General features: G+C 38.6%; 22 protein-coding genes and 3 pseudogenes. 15 read left to right on the top strand and 10 right to left on the bottom strand.

Annotated features, from left to right (window positions below):
* Nucleotides 1-428: 428 nt before the first annotated feature.
* From ACFINW_RS00225 to ACFINW_RS00185, 9 genes and pseudogenes are all read right to left on the bottom strand, one after another.
* A pseudogene (locus ACFINW_RS00225) lies at nt 429-824 on the bottom strand (helix-turn-helix domain-containing protein).
* Nucleotides 825-1,162: 338 nt separating this feature from the next.
* On the bottom strand, nt 1,163-1,561 hold the full coding sequence (locus ACFINW_RS00220; RefSeq protein WP_375630925.1) for a hypothetical protein: 399 nt from the start codon (nt 1,559-1,561) through the stop codon (nt 1,163-1,165).
* Between the two features lie 630 nt (nt 1,562-2,191).
* The gene (locus ACFINW_RS00215; protein ID WP_375632054.1) at nt 2,192-2,560 is read right to left on the bottom strand and encodes a helix-turn-helix domain-containing protein; all 369 of its coding nucleotides are present in this window, start codon (nt 2,558-2,560) and stop codon (nt 2,192-2,194) included.
* A 375-nt stretch (nt 2,561-2,935) separates the two neighbouring features.
* Nucleotides 2,936-3,301 carry a helix-turn-helix domain-containing protein gene (locus ACFINW_RS00210; RefSeq protein ID WP_375620996.1) on the bottom strand — a complete coding sequence of 122 codons (366 nt, stop codon included), beginning with the start codon at nt 3,299-3,301 and terminating at the stop codon, nt 2,936-2,938.
* A 606-nt stretch (nt 3,302-3,907) separates the two neighbouring features.
* Nucleotides 3,908-4,951 (bottom strand): tetratricopeptide repeat protein, encoded by a 1,044-nt coding sequence (locus tag ACFINW_RS00205; protein WP_375629715.1) that lies wholly within the window; start codon nt 4,949-4,951, stop codon nt 3,908-3,910.
* Between the two features lie 366 nt (nt 4,952-5,317).
* Nucleotides 5,318-5,683: a helix-turn-helix domain-containing protein gene (locus tag ACFINW_RS00200; protein ID WP_375673621.1), complete on the bottom strand. Its 366-nt coding sequence runs from the start codon at nt 5,681-5,683 to the stop codon at nt 5,318-5,320.
* A 371-nt stretch (nt 5,684-6,054) separates the two neighbouring features.
* Nucleotides 6,055-6,420, bottom strand: coding sequence for a helix-turn-helix domain-containing protein (locus ACFINW_RS00195; RefSeq protein WP_375673618.1), 366 nt, complete (start codon nt 6,418-6,420; stop codon nt 6,055-6,057).
* A gap of 752 nt (nt 6,421-7,172) precedes the next feature.
* Entirely contained in the window at nt 7,173-7,799 is a 627-nt protein-coding gene (locus tag ACFINW_RS00190) for a hypothetical protein (protein ID WP_375673616.1), read from the bottom strand.
* 500 nt (nt 7,800-8,299) lie between these two features.
* Nucleotides 8,300-8,962: a thiamine phosphate synthase gene (locus tag ACFINW_RS00185; RefSeq protein ID WP_375673615.1), complete on the bottom strand. Its 663-nt coding sequence runs from the start codon at nt 8,960-8,962 to the stop codon at nt 8,300-8,302.
* 364 nt (nt 8,963-9,326) lie between these two features.
* On the opposite strand from ACFINW_RS00185, the gene ACFINW_RS00180 reads away from it, so the two are divergent.
* From ACFINW_RS00180 to tolB, 12 genes and pseudogenes are all read left to right on the top strand, one after another.
* Nucleotides 9,327-10,469 (top strand): OpgC family protein, encoded by a 1,143-nt coding sequence (locus ACFINW_RS00180; protein ID WP_375673613.1) that lies wholly within the window; start codon nt 9,327-9,329, stop codon nt 10,467-10,469.
* A gap of 180 nt (nt 10,470-10,649) precedes the next feature.
* Complete coding sequence (locus ACFINW_RS00175; protein WP_375629728.1) at nt 10,650-11,168, top strand: DUF1465 family protein; 519 nt, start codon at nt 10,650-10,652, stop codon at nt 11,166-11,168.
* A 22-nt stretch (nt 11,169-11,190) separates the two neighbouring features.
* Nucleotides 11,191-11,488: pseudogene (locus ACFINW_RS00170) on the top strand (DUF1465 family protein); the annotation flags it as partial.
* 126 nt (nt 11,489-11,614) lie between these two features.
* Nucleotides 11,615-11,737 carry a hypothetical protein gene (locus tag ACFINW_RS00165; protein WP_375620986.1) on the top strand — a complete coding sequence of 41 codons (123 nt, stop codon included), beginning with the start codon at nt 11,615-11,617 and terminating at the stop codon, nt 11,735-11,737.
* 973 nt (nt 11,738-12,710) lie between these two features.
* A complete protein-coding gene (gene ruvC / locus ACFINW_RS00160) occupies nt 12,711-13,226 on the top strand; it encodes a crossover junction endodeoxyribonuclease RuvC (RefSeq protein ID WP_375620985.1) in 516 nt (171 codons plus the stop codon).
* A 13-nt stretch (nt 13,227-13,239) separates the two neighbouring features.
* Entirely contained in the window at nt 13,240-13,854 is a 615-nt protein-coding gene (ruvA, locus tag ACFINW_RS00155) for a Holliday junction branch migration protein RuvA (protein ID WP_375620984.1), read from the top strand.
* A 13-nt stretch (nt 13,855-13,867) separates the two neighbouring features.
* On the top strand, nt 13,868-14,962 hold the full coding sequence (ruvB, locus tag ACFINW_RS00150; RefSeq protein WP_375620983.1) for a Holliday junction branch migration DNA helicase RuvB: 1,095 nt from the start codon (nt 13,868-13,870) through the stop codon (nt 14,960-14,962).
* A 217-nt stretch (nt 14,963-15,179) separates the two neighbouring features.
* Nucleotides 15,180-15,620, top strand: coding sequence for a tol-pal system-associated acyl-CoA thioesterase (ybgC, locus tag ACFINW_RS00145; RefSeq protein ID WP_375611759.1), 441 nt, complete (start codon nt 15,180-15,182; stop codon nt 15,618-15,620).
* Between the two features lie 1,734 nt (nt 15,621-17,354).
* On the top strand, nt 17,355-18,068 hold the full coding sequence (gene tolQ, locus ACFINW_RS00140) for a protein TolQ (RefSeq protein WP_375611760.1): 714 nt from the start codon (nt 17,355-17,357) through the stop codon (nt 18,066-18,068).
* Nucleotides 18,069-18,083: 15 nt separating this feature from the next.
* Nucleotides 18,084-18,536 carry a protein TolR gene (gene tolR / locus ACFINW_RS00135; protein WP_375611761.1) on the top strand — a complete coding sequence of 151 codons (453 nt, stop codon included), beginning with the start codon at nt 18,084-18,086 and terminating at the stop codon, nt 18,534-18,536.
* A 108-nt stretch (nt 18,537-18,644) separates the two neighbouring features.
* Complete coding sequence (locus tag ACFINW_RS00130) at nt 18,645-19,994, top strand: cell envelope biogenesis protein TolA (RefSeq protein WP_375673610.1); 1,350 nt, start codon at nt 18,645-18,647, stop codon at nt 19,992-19,994.
* Between the two features lie 38 nt (nt 19,995-20,032).
* On the top strand, nt 20,033-21,358 hold the full coding sequence (gene tolB, locus ACFINW_RS00125) for a Tol-Pal system beta propeller repeat protein TolB (protein WP_375620980.1): 1,326 nt from the start codon (nt 20,033-20,035) through the stop codon (nt 21,356-21,358).
* A gap of 1,062 nt (nt 21,359-22,420) precedes the next feature.
* Here tolB and ACFINW_RS00120 read toward each other — a convergent pair.
* Nucleotides 22,421-23,167: a YebC/PmpR family DNA-binding transcriptional regulator gene (locus ACFINW_RS00120; RefSeq protein WP_375620979.1), complete on the bottom strand. Its 747-nt coding sequence runs from the start codon at nt 23,165-23,167 to the stop codon at nt 22,421-22,423.
* 368 nt (nt 23,168-23,535) lie between these two features.
* On the opposite strand from ACFINW_RS00120, the gene ACFINW_RS00115 reads away from it, so the two are divergent.
* From ACFINW_RS00115 to ACFINW_RS00105, 3 genes and pseudogenes are all read left to right on the top strand, one after another.
* Nucleotides 23,536-24,231: a DUF1013 domain-containing protein gene (locus ACFINW_RS00115; RefSeq protein ID WP_375611764.1), complete on the top strand. Its 696-nt coding sequence runs from the start codon at nt 23,536-23,538 to the stop codon at nt 24,229-24,231.
* Between the two features lie 202 nt (nt 24,232-24,433).
* The gene (pal, locus tag ACFINW_RS00110) at nt 24,434-24,955 is read left to right on the top strand and encodes a peptidoglycan-associated lipoprotein Pal (RefSeq protein ID WP_273790460.1); all 522 of its coding nucleotides are present in this window, start codon (nt 24,434-24,436) and stop codon (nt 24,953-24,955) included.
* Nucleotides 24,956-25,007: 52 nt separating this feature from the next.
* Nucleotides 25,008-25,456 (top strand): annotated as a pseudogene (locus ACFINW_RS00105) (tol-pal system protein); the annotation flags it as partial.

Raw genomic sequence — 25,456 nt, 5'->3', positions numbered from 1 at the left:
TTCTATTCTTGCAAAAAGAACTCTCTTGTTGTCTTTATGGCGCTTTTCTTTGCTGCCTTTAACAGTCAAGCTCTTTTGTTATTTTCGGGCTAAAATCCCTTTGATTAACCTTGCTGCTCTCTCATGGTCCTGTGTGCTCTTTATGGGCTTTCTCCTGCTTTTTGCAAAGAGAAAAGCTTAAGTAAAAAAGGACCTTTATGTATTTTTGCTTTTCAGCTCTTTGCAAGACCATAAAAAGCGCTCAGACGCAAGCTTTTTAAAAATTTGCACAAAAATTTTTTAGAATTTTGGGGGAAATTTATCCCGTTGTGTCGTAAAATATCATCATTGATGGCAATAATATAATTGATGGCAATGATATAAGTTCCCTAAAACCATGAGATGTTTTTAATTAAGAATATGTGATGAATATGTGAATACGGAGTTTATTATAGTGTCTCATGGGATAGAGCGTGGTGTGTTGTCACAGGGTGTTCGTTTGTATTCTCATCAGAGATGAGCTGTAAAATGGCTCTTTGTTTTATCGAGGTTAGGACTCTAAATTTTTTGAGAAGCAGGTATTTTTCTGTACTTGATGCGATTTCATCATGAGAGTACGGGGGCTGTTGTTTTGTTAAGATATCAGCATAGAAAAAGGAAAGTAGAACATTTGAGATAGCGGCAATTTATTTTAAACGCCCTATGCTGACACGATTTAATCCGTTTTCATATTTCTGGATTTGTTGGAAAGTGGCACCTAAATGTTGACCTAATGTTTTGTAAGACATTTTAAGCATTTTTCGTCTCAAACGAATTTTTTTGCCAATGAATTTGCCACTGAAAATGTCGTTATAAGGATTTTACCAAGACCCTAGAAAATGCTACACGGGATATAGAAAACTCTTCAGCTGCTGCAATCACAGATAGTCCAAGTTTTGCATTTACATCTTCGCGTAACAATTCACTAGGGTGTGGGGCATTTTCATTATTTTTAGTATTCTTCTTTTCTTAAATCTCAAAGCTATAATTTACACTATTTTGTATTGTCACAATCTATAATAAAATTTATCCACTCTGGCTAAAAATGAGGTTTTTTATTGAGGTGCAAATCTCTTTGTCTTTCGCAAGAGCTTTTAAGTCTTTACGTGTAAAATATAGAGAATGTTTACATTAAATAGCGGGTTCATTTGGGCTGAGTACTTATATGAGCACGTGGTTCTCCGTTCACATTATACTGAAGAAGAGACACTATAACTCTACTATTTAATTGTATTCTATAACTCAAATTCACACCCATGTTTTGCTGCTTTTGAGGTTGATCTGTATAGATCACATTATATCCATTCCGTCGCAACAGATTGATGAATAAAGGAGTAAAGCTGTCTGCTGTATTATTTTTCTTTATAAGAAGTGTGGTTGTAGCTGGTGGTAGAGATCTCTTGATATCGCTAATAAATTTGTTAGCGACTAATTGTGCCTGACGCTTTGTAAGACTTTGATCAACATAATTTGATGAATAATTGCCTACAGATGCGCAACCAGCCACCAACACAACCGGTGACAGCAATAAATATTTTAACATCTTTAATTCCCCTTACTTATTGTTGCTCTTTATTTGCGAAGCTCCTCTTCCAGAAATAAGAGCAACTTTACGCATAGCACATTAACAACATATCGGTATCTAATCAATCGGTTAATTAATCAATGAATAATGGTTTCAGCTGTAAAGGCTGCTTGAAGTGCTTCTGGTGGCGTATATTTTAATAAACTGCTGCTTTTAGTGATTATGATAAAAAAGCAATTTTTTGCGTTTGCATGTTAAGAGCATGTCCTCTATCACTATTATAAAATGATGTGTTAAGTGTTATTCCAGATTGATCAAAAAAATTTTCAAGCATTGCTTTTTGAGGGCTGTCTTTTTTTAAATACGTATGAATGTTTATTCTGTTTTTTTAAATACTATCGTTTGAGGTGTGGTGCTATAAGACATAAAACTTTGCACATGTGATGTTTTTATGAGAGTGTGTGGTGAATATTTGAGGGAGAGCTTGTCCGGATAATCTTGTGAAATGAACCACATAAAATGGGAAGCTAAAAGAGTTCTGTTCTGAGAAGACGGATTGTTTCCCAACTGGATAGGGAAGGGGCTTCTGTCCTTTGAGGGGTGGGAGGCAAGTCAAGAATAGAGAGTGTAGCGCCCTATGTCATGATGTTAAAAGCTTTCATTTTGATCAGAGAGTAATTGTAAAATGGCTCTTTGTTTTATCGAGGTTAGAACTCTAAATCTTTTTAAAAGTAGGTATTCCTCTGTACTTGATGCGATTTCATCATGAGAGTACGGGGGCTGTTGTTTTGTTAAGATATCTGCATAGAAAAAGACAAGTGGAACATTTAAGATATCGGCAATTTCTTTTAAACGCCCTGCGCTGACACGATTTAAGCCGTTTTCATATTTCTGGATTTGTTGGAAAGTAACACCTAAATGTTGACCTAATGTTTTTTGAGACATTTTTAGCATTTTTCGTCTCAAACGAATTTTTTTGCCAACGAAAATGTCATTATCAAGATTTTTGGCTCGCATTTTAAAGCCCCCGCCGGTTGCGAGCGCCCTCGCGTTGGTATTCCGGGAGCTTGAAAATACTGAGTTCTAGTCAGCCTTTTTGCTTTTAGTGCTTAAAGCACCTGGACATAGCAAAAACTCCCGGAATTCCGGGATACCCACAAAGTGGGTTCATCTTTACGCTAGAACTTAGGGTTTTCAAGGCCCCTTTTGGTCGTTGCGTATGCGACCAAAACATCTTTTAATTCATAAAGTAATTTCAGGAAATTTACAATAAAAATTAAAATAGCGTCTCTTAACGTGTCGTTTCTTAAAATGGAGGGGTGGCATGTTTTGCATTTAAGCAATAAAGTGTTCACAAGGGGGGCTTTGAATAGCGTACGCTATCGCGTGATGTTAGCTTGCATTCTCATCAGAGATCAGCTGTAAAAAGGCTTTCTTTTTTACCGTTGTTAGAACTCTAAATCTTTTGAGCAGCAGGTATTCTTCTGTACTTGATGCGATTTCATCATGAGGGTATGGGAGCTGTTGTTTTGCTGAGGTGTCCGCATAGAAAAAGACAAGTGGAACATTTAAGATATCGGCAATTTCTTTTAAACGCCCTGCGCTGACACGATTTAAGCCGTTTTCATATTTCTGGATTTGTTGGAAAGTAACACCTAAATGTTGACCTAATGTTTTTTGAGACATTTTTAGCATTTTTCGTCTCAAACGAATTTTTTTGCCAACGAAAATGTCATTATCAAGATTTTTGGCTCGCATTTTAAAGCCCCCTCCGAGTGCGAGCGCCCTCGCATTGGTATTCCGGGAGTTAAAAACACTGAGTCCGAATCAGCATTTTGCTTTTAGTGCTTAAAGCACCTGGACATAGCAAAATCTCCCGGAATTCCGGGATACCCACAGAGTGGGTTCATTTTTATGTATCGGACCTTAGGGTTTTTAATCCCCGTTGATCGTTGCGTATACGATCAAAAATACCTTTAAATATGTAAAGTAATTTCGGAGGCTTGGCAATAAAAAATAGTTTTTTTATAAGAGACGGCGTGTTTTTCATCCAAGTAAAAAGAATGAAAAAATAGAGCTTGCGGAATTTTCAGGATAGCCTAGCTCTTTTGCTTATTGGGTATTGTTTGTTAAGCAAATTATACCAGTGCGTTTTCTTTACCAATGAAAATGTCATTATCAAGATTTTTGGCTCGCATTTTAAAGCCCCCTCCGAGTGCGAGCGCCCTCGCGTTGGTATTCCGGGAGTCTAAAAACACTGACCTCGAATCAGCCTTTTTGCTTTTAGTGCTTAAAGCACCTGGACAGAGCAAAATCTCCCGGAATTTCTATAAATTTTATCTTTTTGAAGCAGAGAGGAGTATTTTAAAAAACAGGAAGGAGCTTTATTGCTTCTTTGTGCGCTTTTTCTAGTTGTGTCTTGTCCATGCCTTGGAGCATTATTTCAAGATCAGGAGCTTGCATTTTTGCTTCCTTTGCGAGCATATACCATGCCGCTGCCATTATTATATCGCCTTTTGTTCCTGTACCATCTCGATAAAGCCTTGCAAGGGAAATCTGTGCTGGTGCAATCATGTTGACGGCATTTCTGTGAAGTAAATGAAAAGCACGCTGAAAATCTGTTTCTCCTCCACGCCCCTGTACAAGCCATTGTGCTAAATGAAGTTGAGCTTTTAAGTGGTTGTTTTGAGCTGCTACTTCCATGAGCTTGCGGGCATTGCGATCATCTTTTGGTCGCTTTAATGTGCCTAAGGAAAGAATTTTTGCAGCAGAAAAAGCCGCTTCAGCATCGCCAAGAGCAGCACCTTTTAAGTACCATTTTAAGGCTTGCTCTATTGCTTCATTTTCACGACTTTGGGAAGAAACACCAGGGAGAGCTTGTTTTTCCTGTGAGGCTTTATAAAGAAGCAGTTGTCCATAATAAAAATAGGCTTCCTTGACGCCTGCTTTGACAGCTTTTTGAATGAATTGCGCACCAAGTTCTTGATTTTGTTTTATAAAGTGACCATCAAACAACATAAGTCCATAGCGTAGTTGTGCTTGGGGTTCCCCCTGTTTTGCAGCGCGCTCAAACCATAAAGCAGCACGCGCACCGTCAATAGGAACAGCACATCCTTCCATATAAATTCGGGCAAGAAGAGTTTGTGCAAAAGGATCATTTTTTTCAGCACGTCGGAGTGCTTCACGAAAAGCTTTTAAATAATAACCTTGGATGTAATAGTCATAGGCTTGGTCATAGTCTCCAGCTTTTAAGGGCTGAAAGGGTTCTTGAGTGTTTGAAGCTTCTTGAATCGTATTGAAAGAGCTTTCAGAATTTGAGATTTCTTCAGTGTTTCCCGCTGAACTTACAGCAGAACTTGCAAGCCCAATCACGCCTAAGATGAGCAGCTTCACGCTTCTCTTGATCATGGTGTTTTCTCCTCATTACCGATCAGAATTTTCACATTTTTTTTTCATCATTACAAGCCGTATAAGAATTTCATTTCTATATTACTTTTTATCTCTCAGTTTTTCGTCTTGGTTCAAGGTAGGGTTGGGTAAGTTAAAAAAGTAGCATAAATGTCGACGAGAGACAGACTGTTTAAAACAGTCCTGTTAAAAATAATACAGTCCTGTTAAAAATAATAATGATGAAGGGTTATCGTATGTAAAGATGCTTATCTTCTATTATATCAAGGGCTTATCCCCCCCTAAAATGAAAAAATGCTTACAATGGAGGTTGCTTTTAAAAATACGTATGAATGCTTATGAATAGCGCACGCTATTCATGTGATGTTAGCTTGCATTCTCATCAGAGATCAGCTGTAAAAAGGCTTTCTTTTTTACCGTTGTTAGAACTCTAAATCTTTTGAGCAGCAGGTATTCCTCTGTGCTTGATGCGATTTCATCATGGTGGTATGGTGACTGCTGTTTTGTTAAGATATCGGCATAAAAAAAGGAAAGTGGAACATTCAAGATATCGGAAATTTCCATTAAACGCCCTGCGCTGACACGATTTAAGCCGTTTTCATATTTTTGAATTTGTTGGAAAGTGACACCTAAAGCGTGTCCTAAAGTTGTTTGAGACATTTTTAGCATTTTTCGTCTCAAACGAATTTTTTTGCCAATAAAAAGATCAATATTAAGATTTTGAGATTGCATTTTTCCCCGCCGGTTGCGAGCGCCCTCGCATGAGTATTCCGGGAGCTTGAAAGTACTGAAATCTAATCAGCTTTTTTTGCTTTTAGTGCTTAAAGCACCTGGACATAGCAAAAACTCCCGGAATTCCGGGATACCCACAAAGTGGGGTAAATTCATGTTTAGATTTTCGGGCTTTCAAGACCCTCTTGGTCGTTGCGTATGCGACCAAAACATCTTTTAATTCATAAAGTAATTTTAGGAAATTTACAATAAAAATTAAAATAGTGTCTCTTAACGTGTCGTTTCTTAAAATGGAGGGGTGGCATGTTTTGCATTCAAGCAATAAAGCGTTCACAAAGGGGACTTTGAATAGCACACACTATCGCGTGATGTTAGCTTGCATTCTCATCAGAGATCAGCTGTAAAAAGGCTTTCTTTTTTACCGTTGTTAGAACTCTAAATCTTTTGAGCAGCAGGTATTCCTCTGTGCTTGATGCGATTTCATCATGATGATACGGGGGCTGGTGTTTTGTAATGATATCGGCATAAAAAAAGGCAATGGGAACATTCAAAATATCAGAAATTTCCATTAAACGCCCTGCGCTGACACGATTTAAGCCTTTTTCATATTTTTGAATTTGTTGGAAGCTGACGCCTAAAGCGTGCCCTAAAGTTGTTTGAGACATTTTTAGCATTTTTCGTTTCAAACGAATTTTTTTGCCAATAAAAAGATCAATATTAAGATTTTGAGATTGCATTTTTCCCCGCCGGTTGCGAGCGCCCTCGCATGAGTATTCCGGGAGTCTGAAAACACTGAATCCGAGTCAGCATTTTGCTTTTAGTGCTGAGAAGCACCTGGACATAGCAAAATCTCCCGGAATTCCGGGATACCCACAGGAGTGGGTTTATTTTTACGCTCGGATCTAGGGTTTTCAGTTCCCTTTTGGTCGTTGCGTATGCGACCAAAACATCTTCTAATTCATAAAGTAATTTTAGGAAATTTACAATAAAAATTAAAATAGTGTTTTTCTCGTGAGAGGTATTGCGTTTTTCATCAAATCAAATGGAGTTAGGAAATTTACGGCGGGCGTGTACTACGGTTAAAATCTCAGTTTATTTTGCAGCTACTCGATACAATATAAGATAATTTGGATGCGCTATGATTTCCCGCAATCTTAGCACTCTCTCACTTTGACAATATAGGTACAGATGCTCGGACAATGGTAGTATACAAGCTTCTTTTAAAATTGAAAAATCTCTCCCATTTTAATATGCAAGAAGTTGTTTCAAACCCTTCCTAGGTGTTGTGTATGCGATAAAAAACATTTGCTCAATGATAAAGTGATTATAGGGGGAATAAAGTGATTTTAGGAGATTGCAGTAAAAATGAAAAAAGTTTTTGTAACTTACAGCTTTTTAATGAGAGGCGGAGAGCCTCTCATTAAAGCAAAGCTTAGTTATTTTACTACTATGATTTTCACATCCTAATGACAATTAATGGTGCTTGATTTTACCGTAAGCGAGAGGATAATTCTTCCTGATATTCATATTGGCTTTTAAAACTAATATCAAAATTAAAACGATCTTTACAATTTTTCACAAAAGTCTCTCTTGCATGTACACAGCGTATAAAATTATCTCCTTTTTTTAATCCTAATATTGAGAAAACTTCATTAAGCAAGTCGTCTCGTTGTTGCCACAAATCTTCTAAATTTTGTATAAGGCTTCCAGGATTTATGGGGAATGAAACCGCATTTTTTAATGTTCGCGCTACAATACCATGATTTTGAAATATATTATATGTCCTCTCTGCATATTTTTTAGCTATTAAAGATGGAATATCACTAGATATACCATTTCTAAGAATGACAATATTCTCTTTATTAATTATTTTTGAATAGCCATTCCCATTGCATTTGTATTCTGTTGGTTCTCCTTCTTGTAAGTGAGCTTCACATGGTAACAGTAAAAACCCCTGTGTTTCATCCTCAAAAAGACCTAACATGCCATGTTTAAAAAGACTTTTCTCTATATAGAAAGGTGAAAATACGTTTTTAAAATAGTTACATTTCCAATAAAATCTTGAAACAAATGAACTATAAATATAGTCAAAATCAATATTTTTTGTATTTTTCATTTTCTCCCCTTTTTAATTTAAAAACTGTATAATACATTTTTTTATTGATAAAATTTGTTGAATAATAATTTATGAAACAATAACTCATGTAATTACTGTTAATTACATTTACAATATCCCTTAATTAAAAATTATTTATTTTTATATTAAGTAATCTATAACTACTACTATTATTATTATTATTATTAATTATTGTTATTGTTAGTAACTAAAATCTCTAATTTAATTTGAGACAGTGTACTGTTTTTTTGAAAGTGCTTTGGTTTTTCCCTTATTTTTATCATTTTAAGTATCATCAGGGGGTTGTCGTTCCCCAAAATCACTTCTTCTACAGCAATGAATTCATATGTGGTGTTTAAGATTTTATCAAAGAGTGCAAAATTGTTTCCTGCTTGAACTATGGCAGGGATTTTCGTAGCTTTTGCTTATCGCTATGTTCACTGGGTATTGCATGAGTGAGTGTATGGGGTTTTATCAGCGGCTTATGTATGTCTCCTATATTACAAGGGGGTTTTCTCACATTTTTCTTGCATTGTTTTAAGCAGCATTAAGGGGTTGTCGTTCCCCAAAATGACTTCTTCTACAGCAATGAATTCACATCCAGTCTTTAAGACTTCATCAAAGGTTGAAAAATCGCTTCCTGCTTGGATAATGGCGGGGGTTTGCATAATTTCTGCCCACCATGTTGCTAACTGGAGATTGCGGGGGTGCGCTTGGGGTTTTTTATCAGCCCCGAGTTTTCCAAAGAACAGGTAATCAACACCTGTTTCCGCTGCAAGCATAGCACTATGGCGATTGCGTAGATTGCCAAAGCCTATGATTTTTTGTTCCTTTTGCTGATTTTTGAAGCTTTCAAGAGCGTTAAGATCATTTTCTATGTGCAATCCATCAGCCTTTATGCGCCCAGCAATGCGGCTGTCATCAGCGATGAGAAGGGCTGCGTCATGATGTTGAATATCTTCTGCGTAAGTTTGCGCTTGTTGTTGCAAAAAAGAGCCATCATCTTTCACCCCTTGTGAATCATAGAGGATGACGCATGCAAAAGACTTTGTTTGCAAAATTTGCCGCAATAATGCGTGTGGGGTGTTGCGCCGAACATCAAGTGTTAAAATCAACTGAGGGAAAAGAGGTGGATCAATTGGTTTATTTTTTTGTTGTGTCATGTCAAATCCCTGTTTCTTAGAAAAAATAACGCTTAAAAATTAAAGTTTCATTCTATTATGCTTATTTGCAATGAAAGTGACCACCATTTTCACCTAATTTAAAGGATTTGTGGGTGTGTGGAAGCCTGTTTATGAGAAATGAGAGTGTTTTTAAGCATAATATGTTACCTTTTCGCTGTGATACACGTATGGACGCTTTTCGTTCTTTTGCCTTTAAAAAACTTTTGCTTTAAAAAAAATAAACGCTTAAAATGAAACTTGACTCTTAAAAATTAAAATTTCATTCTGTTCATGCTTGTTGGCAATAAGGGTAAGCACCATTTTATGGGACTTCAAGGGGGGTGCAACGTGTGGGAGTCCACTGATGAAGTACCAAGGTATTCTTGAGCATAATACTCAATCTTTTCGCCGTGATACACGCATTGACGTTTTTCGTTCTTTGGCCTTATTGACGATTTTCATCAACCATATTCCCAGAACGATCTATGAGTCTTTTACTCATAGAAATTTCGGTTTTTCTGATTGTGCAGAAGTGTTTGTTTTGCTTTCAGGGATTGCTCTTGGGTTAAGCTTTCATGGACGATTACAGCAAAAATCCTTTGCTTTTATTATCCGAAAACTTTGGTACAGAGCTCTGCAGCTCTATGGGGCATATCTTTTTACGACTTTTGTCACGTTAAGTCTTTTTTTTGCTGCCTTTTTATTATGGCGAACAGAAAAACTTTTATCGATGAACAATGTGGGACTCTTTTTTAAAGAGCCTAGTATCGCATTTTTGAGTACCTTAAGCTTTGGGCATCAATTGGGATATAATAATATTCTTCCTCTTTATATCGTTTTGATGTTTTTTGCGCCTTTTATCCTTTATTTGAGTTGTAAGCAGACAAAATGGCTGCTTTTGGGCTCCTTTACACTGTATCTTATCTGCGGATTTTACAAAATTGCTCCTCCTTCTTATCCTTTAAAGGGAAAGTGGTTTTTAAATCCTTTGTCTTGGCAATTCTTATTTGTCATAGGATTGACCAGTACTTTAGCGCTTAAACAAGGAAAAAAAATCGCTTTTCAGTCTTTTTGGATTGTTTGTGCGGCAGCGTATCTCTTGTTGGCGCTGTTATGGGTTCGCTTAAACTGGTGGGGCATTTTGGGGTGGCTTGGCTGGTCTTCCCCATTGTTGAACTTTAATAAAACCTTTTTAAGCTTGCCACGTTTACTCCATGTTCTTGCATTAGCCTTTCTCATTCTTTCTTTGCCGCGCATCAATAAATGGTTTTATGTCTCTCCAAAACATCCTTTAGCAATTTTAGGAAAACATAGTTTACCGGTCTTTGTAACGGGAACCATTTTTGCGATGTTTGGACAAATTATAAAAACAGTGATGACAGAAACGTTTTTTTCCGATACCCTCTTAATAATAACGGGTATTGCTTTGCAATTTGGAGTCGCTTATTATTGTGAAAAACGGCAATCTTGGCAGTGGTCCTTTTCAAGGAAAATGATCCGTTTATAAAAAATATTCCTGTAGTGTTTGTTGGGCACGTTAACCTTAGTATAAAAAGTGCGTTGCGCAAAAAAATTAAAAGAGGTAGCAGTTTTAAAAAAAAGCGTTCTATACAGCAACAAAAGAAACTTTTTAATACTCTATTCGTTAAGGGGTATGATTTTGTGCTGATACTTGGAGTATAAAAGCGTGAGTGTACATAAACGTCCATATGATGAACCTATTATCATGATTGAGCATAATGCTTTTGAAAATGCTTTTAATCGTCTCTATGAAGAAACAATGGCGCTGATTGAAAAAACCGCAGCGTATATTGACTCAGAAGGGAAATTAGTAGCACGCTCTCTTTCGGCAGAGGTTTCTGCAGTTTATGCGAAAGAGGCTATGTATTTAAGTACACGACTTATGCAAATCGCTTCTCAACTCCTTCTTCTTCGCGCAGAGCGTGAAGGGGAAATGTCATCAGAACAAATAAAAAAAGAAATTGTAAAAGTGTCACTTCATACACCGACATTGGAACTTGAAACCCCTCATTGGCATGAATTGCCAGAAATTTTTCGCCAATTTGTTTCTCATTCATTGCGTTTAGAAGCGCGCATAACCTATATGCGTGCTGGGTGGGAAACTGCGGCCTCCTCTGCTCTAGAAGATGATAATCCAGTAGGAAAACAAATCGAATTGCTCAAAACAGCCTTTGGGCGTTCTTAGAGAGACTCCCCTTGCTTTGTGCGAAGGAGAAATATCATCAGAACAAATAAAAAAAAGAAATTGTAAAAGTGTCACTTCATACACCGACATTGGAACTTGAAACCCCTCATTGGCATGAATTGCCAGAAATTTTTCGCCAATTTGTTTCTCATTCATTGCGTTTAGAAGCGCGCATAACCTATATGCGTGCTGGGTGGGAAACTGCGGCCTCCTCTGCTCTAGAAGATGATAATCCAGTAGGAAAACAAATCGAATTGCTCAAAACAGCTTTTGGGTATTCTGAGAAAAATAGCTCCTTGCTTCTTTCTTGCGATATTTAGAGCAGTATATCCATTTTTTACAACCAAAATTTCACAACTAAAACCAAACTAGAGTGCTTTTTTCTGCCTAATTTCTATTTGAGCGTAGGAAATATCTTGAGCTTATAGCTGAGAGAGGGATAGGTATTGATTGCGAATTATGGCATGGGATGGAGTATGGTTGGTTTTGTGGGAAATCGACTTTGGTTGATTGCAGCTGGAACACTTTCTGTTGATCTATCGTGTGATTTTGTTTTGGCTCTGAGATAGAGCAGGGGCTTGTACATCAATTTATTTATGCTCTATAATTTATGCCTATAAAGCTGCTGTAAAGTGTGTGTTAATGAGGATGATACACATTGTTGCAGTTTTGGGGCTTCTTTTGTTTTGAATGGAAGTTATTTTCCCTCGCGTAAAATAAAATATCCAAAATAAAGTGCCATATAATGAATGCCCCATGGGTTCCCTGTGCCCCCATGCAATGTCCCTCTCTATGCAATGTCATTGTGGTGTGATGAGTATATTCAAAAACACCTCTCAGTTCTTATTCACATTCGTTGAGCCTCTCTCATTTTTACGCTTGCAAAGGAAAAAGCCGGCACTATCATCATCTTTGCCAGTCCCCAATGTTGCAACAGCCTTTGGAACTTGAGACAATTCATTAGAGGCATTTTTAGTCCTTTCTTGTATAGTTTTACTCTATACGGCAATCCCACGTTTCATATGTAAGAGAATGGTTTTGATTGATTCAAGATAAACAGACTTGTAATGAGAAAATTTTAGGATATTCGGGATTCTTATGCAACATACAAAATAATTAATTATCATTATAAATCAATGCGTTGATTTATAATGATAGCGTCATGCTATAATGTAAAAAGTTTTCGTAAAGTGTGTACCATCCATTGCATAGCCTCTTTACACTTATGAATGTGCAATCCAGCACTCTCTATTTGCTCGCTTGCGATGTTTAACCGTTATGGCGTTGGATATGATATAGAAAGGGAATTTTTATGCTTTAGAGGGTGCTTGCTTGTGATGTGTGAATGGTTTTGATTGATTTCAGTTATGCTTCATAAAGTGTGTTCCATAAAGATGCTGTTCGTTGTGTGTTATAATTGTATAAATTTGGGGGATATGATTATCTTTTTACTGGTTTTGTCTTGGGTTGTTGTTTTCTTTGTGGTCGTGTCTTTATTCACATCTTTATTCACAAGGGGGAAAAGTGTATAGACTGTAGTTTATGGCAGAGACGATTCGTATTATAGGCATTGATCCCGGATTACGGCGTACAGGGTGGGGCGTTATCGATGTTGCGGGTAATCGTCTTCAGTTTATTGCAGCAGGGACGGTTTCTTCTGATGTACAGTGTGCGCTGGCTTCCAGACTATGTCAGATCCACAAAGGTCTTTCAGAGGTTGTGCATCAATTTATGCCCCATGAAGCTGCTGTAGAACATGTGTTTGTCAACAAAGATGCTACAGCAACTTTAAAACTTGGGCAAGCGCGTGCAATTGCACTGCTGGTTCCTGCGCAAGCAAATCTTCCTGTTTTTGAATATGCGCCCAACAAAGTGAAAAAATCAGTTATTGGGGTTGGACATGGGGCTAAAGAACAAATCCATATGATGGTCAAAGTTCTCCTCCCACGGGCTGAATTTGATAGCAGTGATGCGGCTGATGCTCTTGCTCTTTCTCTTTGTCATAGTATGCACCGTAACAGTATTGACCGATCTTATCAGGCAAGGATGGCGATATGAGTGGGGTGGCAACATGATTGGCAAATTAAAGGGCACTCTTGAACATATCTTTGATGATCATATCCTTCTTGATGTTCACGGTGTGGGGTATGTTGTTTTTGTGTCAAATCGGCTGCGTCCTTCTTTACCCTCTGTTGGGGAGGCGTTAAGCCTTTTTATTGAAACGCATGTTCGGGAAGACGCAATCCGCCTTTTTGGTTTTACTACAAGAGCTGAACAGGAGTGGTTTTGTCTTCTACAAAATGTTCCTGGAGTAGGAGCAAAGGTTGCTTTGGCAATCTTGGGTACTTTATCGCCAGATGAACTTGCACAGGCTATTGCTTTAAACGATGTTGCGATGATTAGTCGAGCGCCGGGCGTTGGTAAAAAAGTCAGTGAAAGAATTGTGGGTGAACTGAAAAGTAAAACACTCCCCTTTGAACAAGCGGTCAAGACTGTTTCGGTTTCTCAGCGTGAGATGACCAATCAACCTGCGCATGATGCGCTTTCCGCGTTGATGAAGCTAGGGTTTGAACGGGAGCATGCATCCCGTGCTCTTGCTCTTGCGATGAACGCTCTTGAGGGGGAAACTGTTTCTTCTGCCCTGCTGATCCGCCATAGTCTCAAATTGCTTTCTTCTCCTACTTAAAATCAAGGTAACAATGCATAAAGATGAAGATAAACGCCTTCTGGGTTCCGCCTCCCTTCCTAACGATCCAGATCGTTCCTTGAGGCCACAAGTTCTCGATGACTTTATTGGTCAAGAAGCGGCACGGGCTAATTTAAAAATATTTATTGAAGCAGCAAAAACGCGGCAAGAAGCGCTGGATCATGTTTTGTTTGTAGGACCACCGGGGTTAGGAAAAACAACGCTTTCACAGATTATGGCAAAAGAATTAGGCGTTAATTTTCGCTCTACTTCAGGGCCGGTCATCGCTAAAGCAGGAGATTTAGCCGCTCTCTTGACCAATCTTGAAGAACGTGATGTCTTGTTTATTGATGAAATTCATCGCTTAAATCCGGCGATTGAGGAAATTCTTTATCCAGCCATGGAAGATTATCAACTGGATTTGATCATTGGGGAGGGGCCGGCCGCACGCTCGGTGAAAATTGATCTGGCTAAATTTACTTTGGTAGCGGCAACCACACGTTTGGGGCTTTTGACCACACCGCTGAGAGACCGTTTTGGTATTCCAATTCGTCTCAATTTTTATACGATAGAAGAATTGGAATATATTGTGCAGCGTAATGCACGACTTTTTGCCGTCAAGATCAGTGATGATGGTGCTCATGAAATTGCACGCCGAGCACGGGGAACCCCGCGCATTGCCGGACGGCTTTTACGGCGCGTTTGTGATTTTGCTTTGGTTAAACAAGCAAAACAAATTGACCAAAAAATCGCCGATGAAGCGCTTTCGCGCCTTGAAGTCGATTATCTTGGGCTTGATCCGCTTGATCGTCGCTACTTGCTCCTGATTGCGGAAACTTTTTTAGGGGGACCGGTGGGGATTGAAACAATTGCTGCTGCTTTATCAGAACCACGCGATGCCATTGAAGATATTGTTGAACCGTATTTGCTCCAACAAGGTTTTATTCAAAGAACCGCTCGTGGACGCATTCTAACTGAAAAGGCTTGGAGCCATTTAGGGCTTTCTGCTCCAGCCTCTACAACGTCTATACAAAGGCGTTCTCAACTTTCTGATGCTCAAGACAATTCATCACTTCAGACATCTTTATGGGATGGGGAAGATGACTAAGGCATTCTCTTTATTAAAAGAAACTATGTGAATATTTTATAGCAAGGTCATAAAATACAAGAGACGTGCCTTCTTTTAGCATATTCTGGCTAAAAAGGTTTGGCACTATTAAAGATTTTTTGCTTTTGCTTTTCACAACTTCAACACAAAAATGTGTTCAATCTTTTGATTGATAGATAATTTGCTATATTAGATGATTTTATGGGATATGAAGTCGATGACAGAAATAACACCTTTTAAGAGCAATCATACAAACGCTTTTCATAATTTTCAGGTCCGCGTTTATGTTGCGGATACAGATTTTTCCGGTGTAGTTTATCATGCGCGTTATCTTGAGTTTTTTGAACGAGGACGTTCAGAGTTTTTACGCGATACCGGTTTTAATAATAAGATGTTAGCAGCAGGGGGTGAGGGGGAAAAACTGTTTTTTGTTGTTCGTCATATGGAAATTAATTTTTCAAGACCAGCTAAAATTGATCATCTTTTAGTTGTTAAAACACGTGTTACTCATATCCAAGGGGCCCGCTTTTTTATGGAGCAATCTATTTTGCATGAGATGACCACGTTGGTAACAGCCAAAGTTGAAATTGCTCTGATTAATGAGGAGGCAAAACCGCGACGTTTACCCAAAGAACTTTTTGCAAAAATGCTTGGTTAAAAGTGTGATTCATTGAAACAGCCGCTTCAGGAGAGATCAGCAGATATAAAGTAATCTATAATCTAAGACTATACATTTATTATAGCCTAAATGTTTTTCAATAAGGTTATATGATACAGAAAAAGAAAACAGCTCTGCTACAACACTACAATAAATTGAAGATGATATTTCACAAAATTAAACACGCCTCATCCATGTTATGATTCAAAAACAATGTCGCCTCATCCATTTTCTGCTATAAACTCAAGATATTTTCTTTCTTTTGAAGAAAGGTTTGTTGGCATCGGAAAGCAGCGAAAAGGTACAAAATATAAAAAGAAATAAAAATGGATTAAGATTTATTTTTATAAAAATGCACATACCCAGCGCAATATTGCAATAAAGTGATAATAAGCCATTAGGTCGAAAATTGTCTCAAAACACCCAAAGGGTGTTTTTAAGCAATTTGATTTGTTTTTTTACTGGATTGTCATTTGGCATCACAAGAGCGCGTGTTTCATCCATTTCTATCTATAATGCATCACTTTATGTGCTATAATGCGCGATTTATGTGCGCTTCTAAACGTAGTGAATGAGTGAGAGATCAATGTATACAAAGCAGAAATGCATTCTTGCATTTAAAGTTTCAAAAGCATATTATTCTATATAATATATTGACTTAAAAAGATATATTATCACTTCTCACGGGCACAAACCCCAATAGAGGAATAGAATAAAATACTTTCATTTCAGATCTGTTCATGTTGAAACAATTAAAATCATTTGCTTATACATCATAAGAGAACAATATAAACCATTGAAAAAATTGTAAAAATGTTCCTTATGGATCATTCTCAATGCAATAATGATCAAATATCGCAAGTGAGCAAAGAGAGCGAAGAAGCCGGTTTTGATGAGGTAAAAATGTGAAAAGGCTTTTTTCATGTCACAGAAGCTTGTACGTTATACCAAGGTGCCAGAGAGATGATAGGCATTGAAAGGGGCTAATTCACAACACAATGAGATTACATGAGACTTACACTAGATTATATAGGACTTATAGGGGGCCTAGGTGAGGTGCATTGTTGTGAGGCGTTTTAGGGTGGTTTAGTGTCGTTTTTTGTGCCCGATGGTGTGATCTTATTAAAGAATGAGAGAAACAATAGCCTGAGGCAAAGCGTCATCTTTTATGATGATAACATATTTATTTACAATGATAATTCATTGCGTTGTCACTTTCAGATAATTCTGAAACTTGTAAAACTTTTTCTTTTCAAGCTCTATTGCCGCGAATTAATCAAAAACATTTTCTTACATGTCACAAGCGGAGTTGGTGAGTGGGTACAAAAACACTTAAGAAAGGAATAAATGCCTCTTATGAATCTTTTCAAGTGCTAAGACTTATTGCAGCATTTTAAGCTAGAAACGCGTATGATGATTTAGCGTTCTTTTCATAAGCGTAAAGATGGTGGTGCATAATAGATTTTATATCATGCATTTTTATATCTTTTATTTTTATAGCATTTATGGAGAAATCCTGATCGTTATATTTTTCATAAATGCTGTTGTGAAATGAGAGGGGCGTGCATTGAGGGATGTCTCTCGTCATCACTTTTTAAGGAAATTTAAGAAACAAGTCTTGTTTTAGCGCATGGATTTATGTGAGACTAGAGTCTTTACTTAAATTTAGAAACTATAAAATAATCTGTTTTATAAATTTTAAAAATGCATCTTTCATTTAGAGGGACAAAAATTATGCCGCATTTAGAACTAACGAATCCAGAAACAATTGGAATGTTGCATTTGTTTATGCAAGCGAGTTGGATCGTGAAAGGTGTTATGATCGGGTTGCTGCTCGCTTCTATCTGGAGTTGGGCAATTATTTTTGATAAAATTTTTACGTATCGGAGAATACGGCGTGAAATAAAGCAGTTTGAACGCACATTTTGGTCTGGCAAAGCGCTAGAAGATCTTTATGCATCATGCAAAAGTCAACGTACCAATAGTATATCCGCAGTTTTTATGGCAGCAATGGTTGAATGGAAAAAATCTCTTGAAAAAGGGACCCATACATCGAAAAGTTTGCAGAGCAGAATTGATAAGGCTATGGATTTGACGCTGGGACGTGAAAGTGAAAAAATAGAATCAAAATTAAGTTTTCTTGCGACACTGGGATCTGCGGGACCTTTTATCGGACTTTTTGGAACAGTTATTGGTATTATGGAGTCTTTTCTTTCTATTTCAGCTTCTCAAAATACATCACTTGCCATTGTCGCGCCAGGGATTGCAGAAGCGCTTTTGGCAACCGCTATTGGTTTGTTTGCAGCAATTCCAGCTGTTATTGCTTATAACAAGTTGACTCATGAAAGTGCGCGCATCATTGCACAAATAGAAAATTTTGCCGATGAATTTTCAACAATTGTATCGCGGCGTATTGATGAAACACGCACAGCACCTTCCTCTTTATAAAAAGGATCTTATCCCATGGGCTTTTCTGTTGCTTCTTCTTCTCGCAAAAATACACGTAGGCGGCATCATTCACGAAGCCAACTGATGAGTGAGATCAATGTCACTCCTTTTGTGGATGTCATGCTGGTCTTGTTGATTATTTTTATGGTCTCTGCCCCCCTTTTAGTGAACGGTGTTCCTCTAGATTTGCCTCGTAGTCAAGCGGGTCCCGTACGAGCTCAAAAAACACCTCTTACGGTTTCACTTGACGCGCAAGGGCGCTTTGCCATTAATCAAGATTATTATGAAACGTCACAGTCCCTGATTGCACACCTGAAAACTCTTCTGGAAGCAGATGCTACACAAAAAGATCAACGGGTTTTTGTACGGGTTGCTAAAACTGTTGAATATCAGCAAGTATTAAAACTGCTGGCAGATATTCAAAAAGCGGGGTTTTCTCAAGTTGCGTTAGCAAGTTTAGCACAATAAATAATAAGTAATAAAATTGCGTATAACCGGTTGTTCTTAATTTTTTTTAAAAGAGCATAGAGTGATTAAAAATGAAAAAATGTATAAGGCATAAGTAAGGCATAAAGAATGAACAAAGACTCCTATCATAGTATGAAACGAGGCTTGGCTTTATCCCTTGTGGTCCATGTCATTTTTCTCAGTTGGGGAGCTATTCAGTTTACAAGCTCTGTCTCTTTACCACAACCGTTGGAAGCAATTCCCATCACTCTTGCTCCTTTGGTGGACGAGTTTTCTTCTCAACAAGGAGCCGTGAAGGCTCCTATACGTGCAATCCCTGCCGTAAAACCAACTATGCAACCACAAGAGAAAGAAGATGCACGCCATATTGGAGAGGGACAAATAGATAGTCTTGCACCGTTTCAACCAGAGGAAAAGCCGCGTCCCGTTGAAACAGCATCGCCACCATCAAGCGAGAACACGTCAGAAACATTTGCACCCGAACTTACAAAACCAGAATTATTAGAAACAAAAACAGAAGAGATTTCAAAAGAACCAGAGAATGAGCTCAAGGTTGCGCCTGAGATGCCTTTGGAGGCACCGGAGGATGCGCCTAAGGTTGTGCCTGAGATGCCTGTGAGAGTACCGGAAGATGAGCCCAAGGTTGCGCCTGAGATGCCTGTGAGAGTACCGGAAGATGAGCCTAAGGTTGCGCCTGAGATGCCTTTGGAGGCACCGGAGGATGCGCCTAAGGTTGCGCCTGAGATGCCTTTGAGAGTGCCGGAAGATGCCTCTAAGGTTGCGCTCAAGCCTGCGCACAAAAATGAAGAGATGATATCGCCAAAAGAATTGGCTCCAACGGTCCCAAAAGTACCAGCAGAGCAGATTGTTCATCAAGTTCCCAAAATTGTACTTCCAGAAAAATCTCTTCTTCCACAGTTTAAACCAAAGTTTGACGGAGAATTTCCAAAGAAGAATGAGGCTGCATTGAATCAAAAGACGCCAAAGCTTAACAAGAAAAACCAAGAGAAACAGACCATTGAAGATATTTTAGCTCTGGAGGAAAATAATTTGCTCAATCGTGCGCGGTCACAAGGAGGGGGAGCAAAACGTTCTCATATACCAGAAGCTTTGGGTGCAAGAAAAAATATTAATGATACCACAAAAATGGCACAAACATTGGTCAATATTGCGGGGGGATGTATTCAACAGAAGCTTAAACTTGTGGCGCTTGGCGGCGATTTAAAAAATCGTCCGGTCGTGCGGTTGCGATTTTATTTAGACCGTGAAGGGATGGTTGTGGGCGATCCTATCATTGATCCCGTAAGCGGCCTTGAGAGTCAACAAGCTATTATGATAAGGCAGGTGTATGCTGCTGTCTTTTCATGCCAACCTTATGCAGATCTCCCACGTGATCAATATGATCTATGGGGGCAAGGTTTTGACTTTAATGTTGATCCCCTCCAAGAAATAAGATGATAAACGAGAAAAAAGCGCTTAACGAAAGGACACATTCCATGATGACTATAACGAGACATAAAGTTTTTGCTTGGTTTATTGTCACTTGTGGGTTGTGGCTTTCAAGTATTTCATCGGGTTATGCGCAATTGAAAGGAACTATTTCGAGCGCTGATTTTAATCCCATTCCCATTGCAATTACAGACTTTATTTCCAATGATTCGATTGGGTTGAAAATATCTGCTGTGGTGACAGCCGATCTCGAACGGTCGGGGCTGTTTTTACCGCTTGATAAAGCAAATTTTTTTGAAAACATTTCTAATCCTAATAAACAACCACATTTTGCTTCTTGGCAGAAAATAAAAGCGCAAGGTTTAGTTACTGGGCAAGTCATGAGAGAAATCGATGGACGTTTGAGGGTCGATTTTCGTTTATGGGATGTGTTTGGACAAAGACAATTGAAAGGACGGCGTTTTTATACTGCGACAGAACGTTGGCGGCGTGTGGCACATATGATCGCAGATGAGATCTATAGTGAAATGACAGGAGAAAGTGGTTATTTTGATACAAGGATTGTTTTTATCGATGAAACAGGTCCTCAAAATGCACGCATTAAACGTTTAGCAATGATGGATCAAGATGGAGCAAATTTGATTTATATGTCTGATGGAAGTGAATTGGTGCTTACACCGCGGTTTTCACCAAAAAGACAAGAATTGACCTATATGGCTTACGAGGACAATCAAGTACCTCATGTTTATCTCCAACAAATTGAAATGGGGCAAAGAGAGTTGATCGGAACGTTTAATAACATGACAATTGCTCCGCGTTTTTCTTCTGATGGACAAAAAGTTATCATGAGTTTGTTACAAAATGATGGGAGTGCCAATCTTTACACTATGGATTTACGAACCCGTACGATGACGCGACTTACAACAACTTCTGCTATTGATACTTCTGCTTCTTATTCACCGGATGGAAAACAAATTGTCTTTTCTTCAGATCGTAGTGGAAAGCCGCAAATCTATAAAATGAATGCGGATGGGAGTGATATTCAGCGTATTTCTTCAAACGATGGGAGTTATTCAACACCTATTTGGTCTCCACGGGGTGACTATATCGCCTTTACAAAACAATTAAGCGGACAATTTTCTATCGGTGTTATGCGCCCTGATGGACAAGGAGAACGAATTTTAACCACAGGGTTTCACAATGAAGGACCAACGTGGGCCCCTAATGGTCGTGTGCTGATGTTCTTTCGCAAAAATCCCGGTATGGGACCAAAAATTTATACGATTGATATTACGGGTCGCAATGAACGTCAATTACCCACCCCCAATGATGCTTCAGATCCAGCATGGTCGCCTTTGCTCAATATACAGTAAAACAAAATGCTTAAAAACAGAAGATAGAAGGAATATAGTCTATACAGTCTCAAGTTTACACAATCTCAATAGTTTTTAATTATTTAAAAGAAGGAATTGATTATAGTGGGTATGGGGAGTTATGTAGATTTCATCTATCATCTATGGTTGTTGATCGATAATGGAATTTCCTTGGGGGAAAATGCTTAAAAAAATTCAAAACAAGACCTTGAAAAAATAGAGTCGAAAATTCTGAGGTCTCTAGAGTTCAACTTTTTATTCAAAGTGTCGCTATATATATTTTTTTAAACTTCTTCTTCGATTTTGTTTGTGAAGAGTCCTCTTGTCAGGGGGGCTGTTGCTCTCTGATGTGTTTTATTCAAGTACGCGGTTGTTTTAGATCTGAATATTGATTGATTGGTAAGAGCAAAAGGACAGATTTTTAAGATAAATGACGTTATTTTAGAAATATACGATGCCATAAAGTCAAAAATTTATCTGCAACGGATTAGAGAGATGTACCGGCTTTTTGTACAATACTTTGCTAAACAATCAGCTCTGGCTTTCCATTTGCTTATTTTTATTCTGTGATGTTGTAAAAACACTGCTCTTTGAGGTGTGGGGATATAGGGCGTATAAATCTCCTTGATATATTCTAAGTGTTTTTTAAGTGCGTAGCGAATATTTAGGGGAATGCATGTTTGTTGAGCCTTAAGTTTCAAGTGAATTTCATGAGTGATTCGTCATAGGAATACGTCAAGAAACCCCTAATTGTTTAGAGGCTAGATCATTTCATTACTTGAGGGTGGGGAGAGGAGGTTAATCTTAAAGAACAAAAAGATAAAATAGAGAGGGGATATAGGGATAATCTTTGGGGCATGTAAGAAAGGCGTGAGGCTACAGAGTTTTGGATGCTTTTCTTTTTGGGATTATGTTTTCTGCGATTGATTGTGGTTTCTTGTTGCATCAATGGCTTACCCCGCTATTGACGCGGGGCTTTTATATGTGCGGATAAAGAGGAGGGGTGACAGATGCTTTTGAAGCCCTCATGCATGAAGAGAGGGCTTATGCAAATGATGGGAATTATACAGACAATTTTGCCAAAATCTCATCACTGACATCAAAATTTGCATAAACATTTTGCACATCATCATCTTCTTCTAATGTTGAAATTAGTCGTAAAACAGACAAAGCTTTTTCTTCATCTATTGGTGCAAGGGTGGTGGCTTTCCAAATCGTTTTAATCGATTCTGCTTCACCAAGTTTTGCTTCAAGTGTTTTGGAAACTTCACCAATATCTTCAAATGCGCAGGTAATATGATGTCCGGTTTCTTCTGATTGCACATCTTCGGCACCGGCTTCAATTGCTGCATCCATGATGTTATCGGCTGTTCCTGCTTCTGGCTTATAGACTATTTCACCAATCCGATTAAACATGAAACTGACCGATCCTGTTTCCCCTAAGGCTCCTCCTGATTTTGTGAAGGCGGCGCGCACATTTGAAGCGGTGCGGTTGCGGTTATCAGTTAAAGCTTCAACAATGACGGCAACGCCGCCTGGTCCATAGCCCTCATAGCGTACTTCATCATAATTTTCGACATCGGCGCCTGACGCTTTTTTAATCGCGCGTTCAATATTATCTTTCGGCATCGATTGTGCTTTGGCATTTTGAACAGCCAGCCTTAAACGTGGGTTCATGGCTGGATCAGGAGCACCTTGTTTTGCTGCTACGGTAATTTCGCGCGCAAGCTTAGAAAATATTTTCGAGCGCATTGCATCTTGACGCCCTTTACGGTGCATAATATTCTTAAATTGTGAATGGCCTGCCATAGTTTTCCTTCCTATTTGAGGGCTTTTTTGCCAGTTGGATACTCCTTAGAATTTAAGGCGATAAAGCACGCATCCCACCAGAATAAATGTGCCACAGCATGAGGTGAAATAATCGAATAAACCCTTTATAAGAAAATTCATCTTAAAGGTAAAGACACCTTAGTTGAGGATCATTACAAGAGAGATCTCTTGTCGTTGAGCAAAAATAACGCTATAACAGAATGTAATCTCATAGCAAAATGGTTTATTCCATGCCGCACTTTGTTTTAGGAGTGGTTGGAGAGACCTAAACATATAAAAAAGTTCCAGTGCTCTTGAGTGGGCGGTAACCTGCCTCATAGAAGAGGCGCAGAAGAGGATTTATAAAAATGGCAACGCAACTTTTGATGCCCAAAGCAACAGCTGTTTGGTTGGTTGATAATACAGCTCTTTCTTTTGATCAGATTGCAGAATTTTGTAAATTGCATGTCTTGGAAGTAAAAGCTATTGCCGATGGTGATGCGGCTTATGGTATTAAAGGTTTAGATCCGATTAGTTCTGGGCAATTGACGCGCAGTGAAATTGCACGGGTGGAGGCTGATCAAAACGCACGATTGAAAATTTCTCAATCTAGGGTGCATATTCCTGAAAAAAAACGTAAAGGGGCGCGCTATATCCCTCTTTCTCGACGCCAAGATCGTCCCAATGGTATCCTATGGTTGGTGACGAACCATCCCGAGTTGAAAGATGCACAAATTGCACGGTTGATTGGGACAACAAAAGCGACAATTGAACAAATCCGCCTTAGAACCCATTGGAATAGTGCAAATTTGGTTCCTCTTGATCCTGTAGGGCTTGGTTTGTGTTCGCAAATCGATTTAGATTTTGAGCTCCAGCGTGCGGCGAAAAATCGTCCTGTTGCTGCAGAAGAAGATAGGTCGTTGCTTCCCGCTTCTGTGACGGAAAACGCTGCTCTAGAGGAAAATGAGAGTGAAGAAAATCTGCATAAGACTTTTGACGCTGATAAAGTTTTTGCAAAGCTGAACGCGCTGCAAAAAAATCGTCAAGATCAAGATGATGCATAAAAAGCCATGACGCATAAGGGAAACATTTTTTATGGAAATGTTAGAGGAATGGCCAAAGAGAAGAAAAATTGGCAGAGACTCAAAAGTAAAAATGAGGACGAAAAAACAGAAAAAATTTCTTCTTCATTAGGAATTAACGGTTATTCTTAAAAATATTTTTAAGAATTGACCCTTCTTTACGAAATTCAAGGAGAAACGGACTATGCGCTCTACCAAAAAAACCATCTCTCATTCCTTAGCTATCCTCTTTCTTTTCTCACTATGCCTGGGTGGGTGTGGCAAAAAAAATGTTGGTGCACTTAACGGTATGAATGGCGCTTATATGAATGATGCTGGTTTGAATCAGATGTCACCAGGTTCAGGACAAGAATTTACGGTTAATGTGGGTGATCGCGTGTTTTTTGGTCTCGATTCTTCTTCACTTGATGCTGATGCTGAACGTATTTTAACGCGCCAAGCAGAATGGTTGCTTCATTATCCTTATTATTCTATTATGATCGAAGGTCATGCTGATGAGAGGGGAACACGTGAATATAACTTGGCACTTGGACAGCGCCGTGCTGTTGCTGTGCGAAACTATTTGGTGTCTCTTGGTGTGTCCGCACAACGGATTCAAACAATTTCTTACGGAAAAGAAAGACCTGTAGCAGTATGTGATGATATTTCCTGTTGGAATCAAAATCGACGTGCTGTGACAACGTTGAATGACATGAATAGTCATTAAAAAGAAGATTGTTTGTTTCAACTATTTAATAAGCTCTTAAGGGGAAAAAAGAATGTATCGTAAAATCAATTGGAAAACACTCTTTTATATGGGGGTTTTCATAGCTTGTTCTACTTCACTTGTTCAAAGTGCGGCACGAAAGGCTTCCGAATATCCTGCACATGATACGGATAAAGTTGATGCAGTTGATAAGGCAACTGATGACGTGAAGAAAGCACCTGAAGCAGCCGATAAAGCAGCATCTGATGCGGCGGAAAAAGCCACTGACGCTGTTGATAAGGCTGTTGATGCTGTGAAGGAAGCACCTGAAGCAGCTGATAAAGCAGCATCTGATGTGATAGAAAAAGCCACTGACGCTGTTGATAAGACTGTCAATGCAGTGAAAGAAGCACCTGAAGCAGCTGATAAAGCAGCATCTGATGCAGCGGAAAAAGCCACTGACGCTGTTGATAAGGCTGTTGATGCTGTGAAGGAAGCACCTGAAGCAGCTGATAAAGCAGC

It is taken from the genome of Bartonella sp. AA18HLJMS (genome assembly GCF_042197245.1).
In the GTDB taxonomy this organism is placed as follows: Bacteria; Pseudomonadota; Alphaproteobacteria; order Rhizobiales; family Rhizobiaceae; genus Bartonella.
Note: the sequence above shows the minus strand (reverse complement) of the source record. Positions and strands in the feature narration are given on the sequence as shown.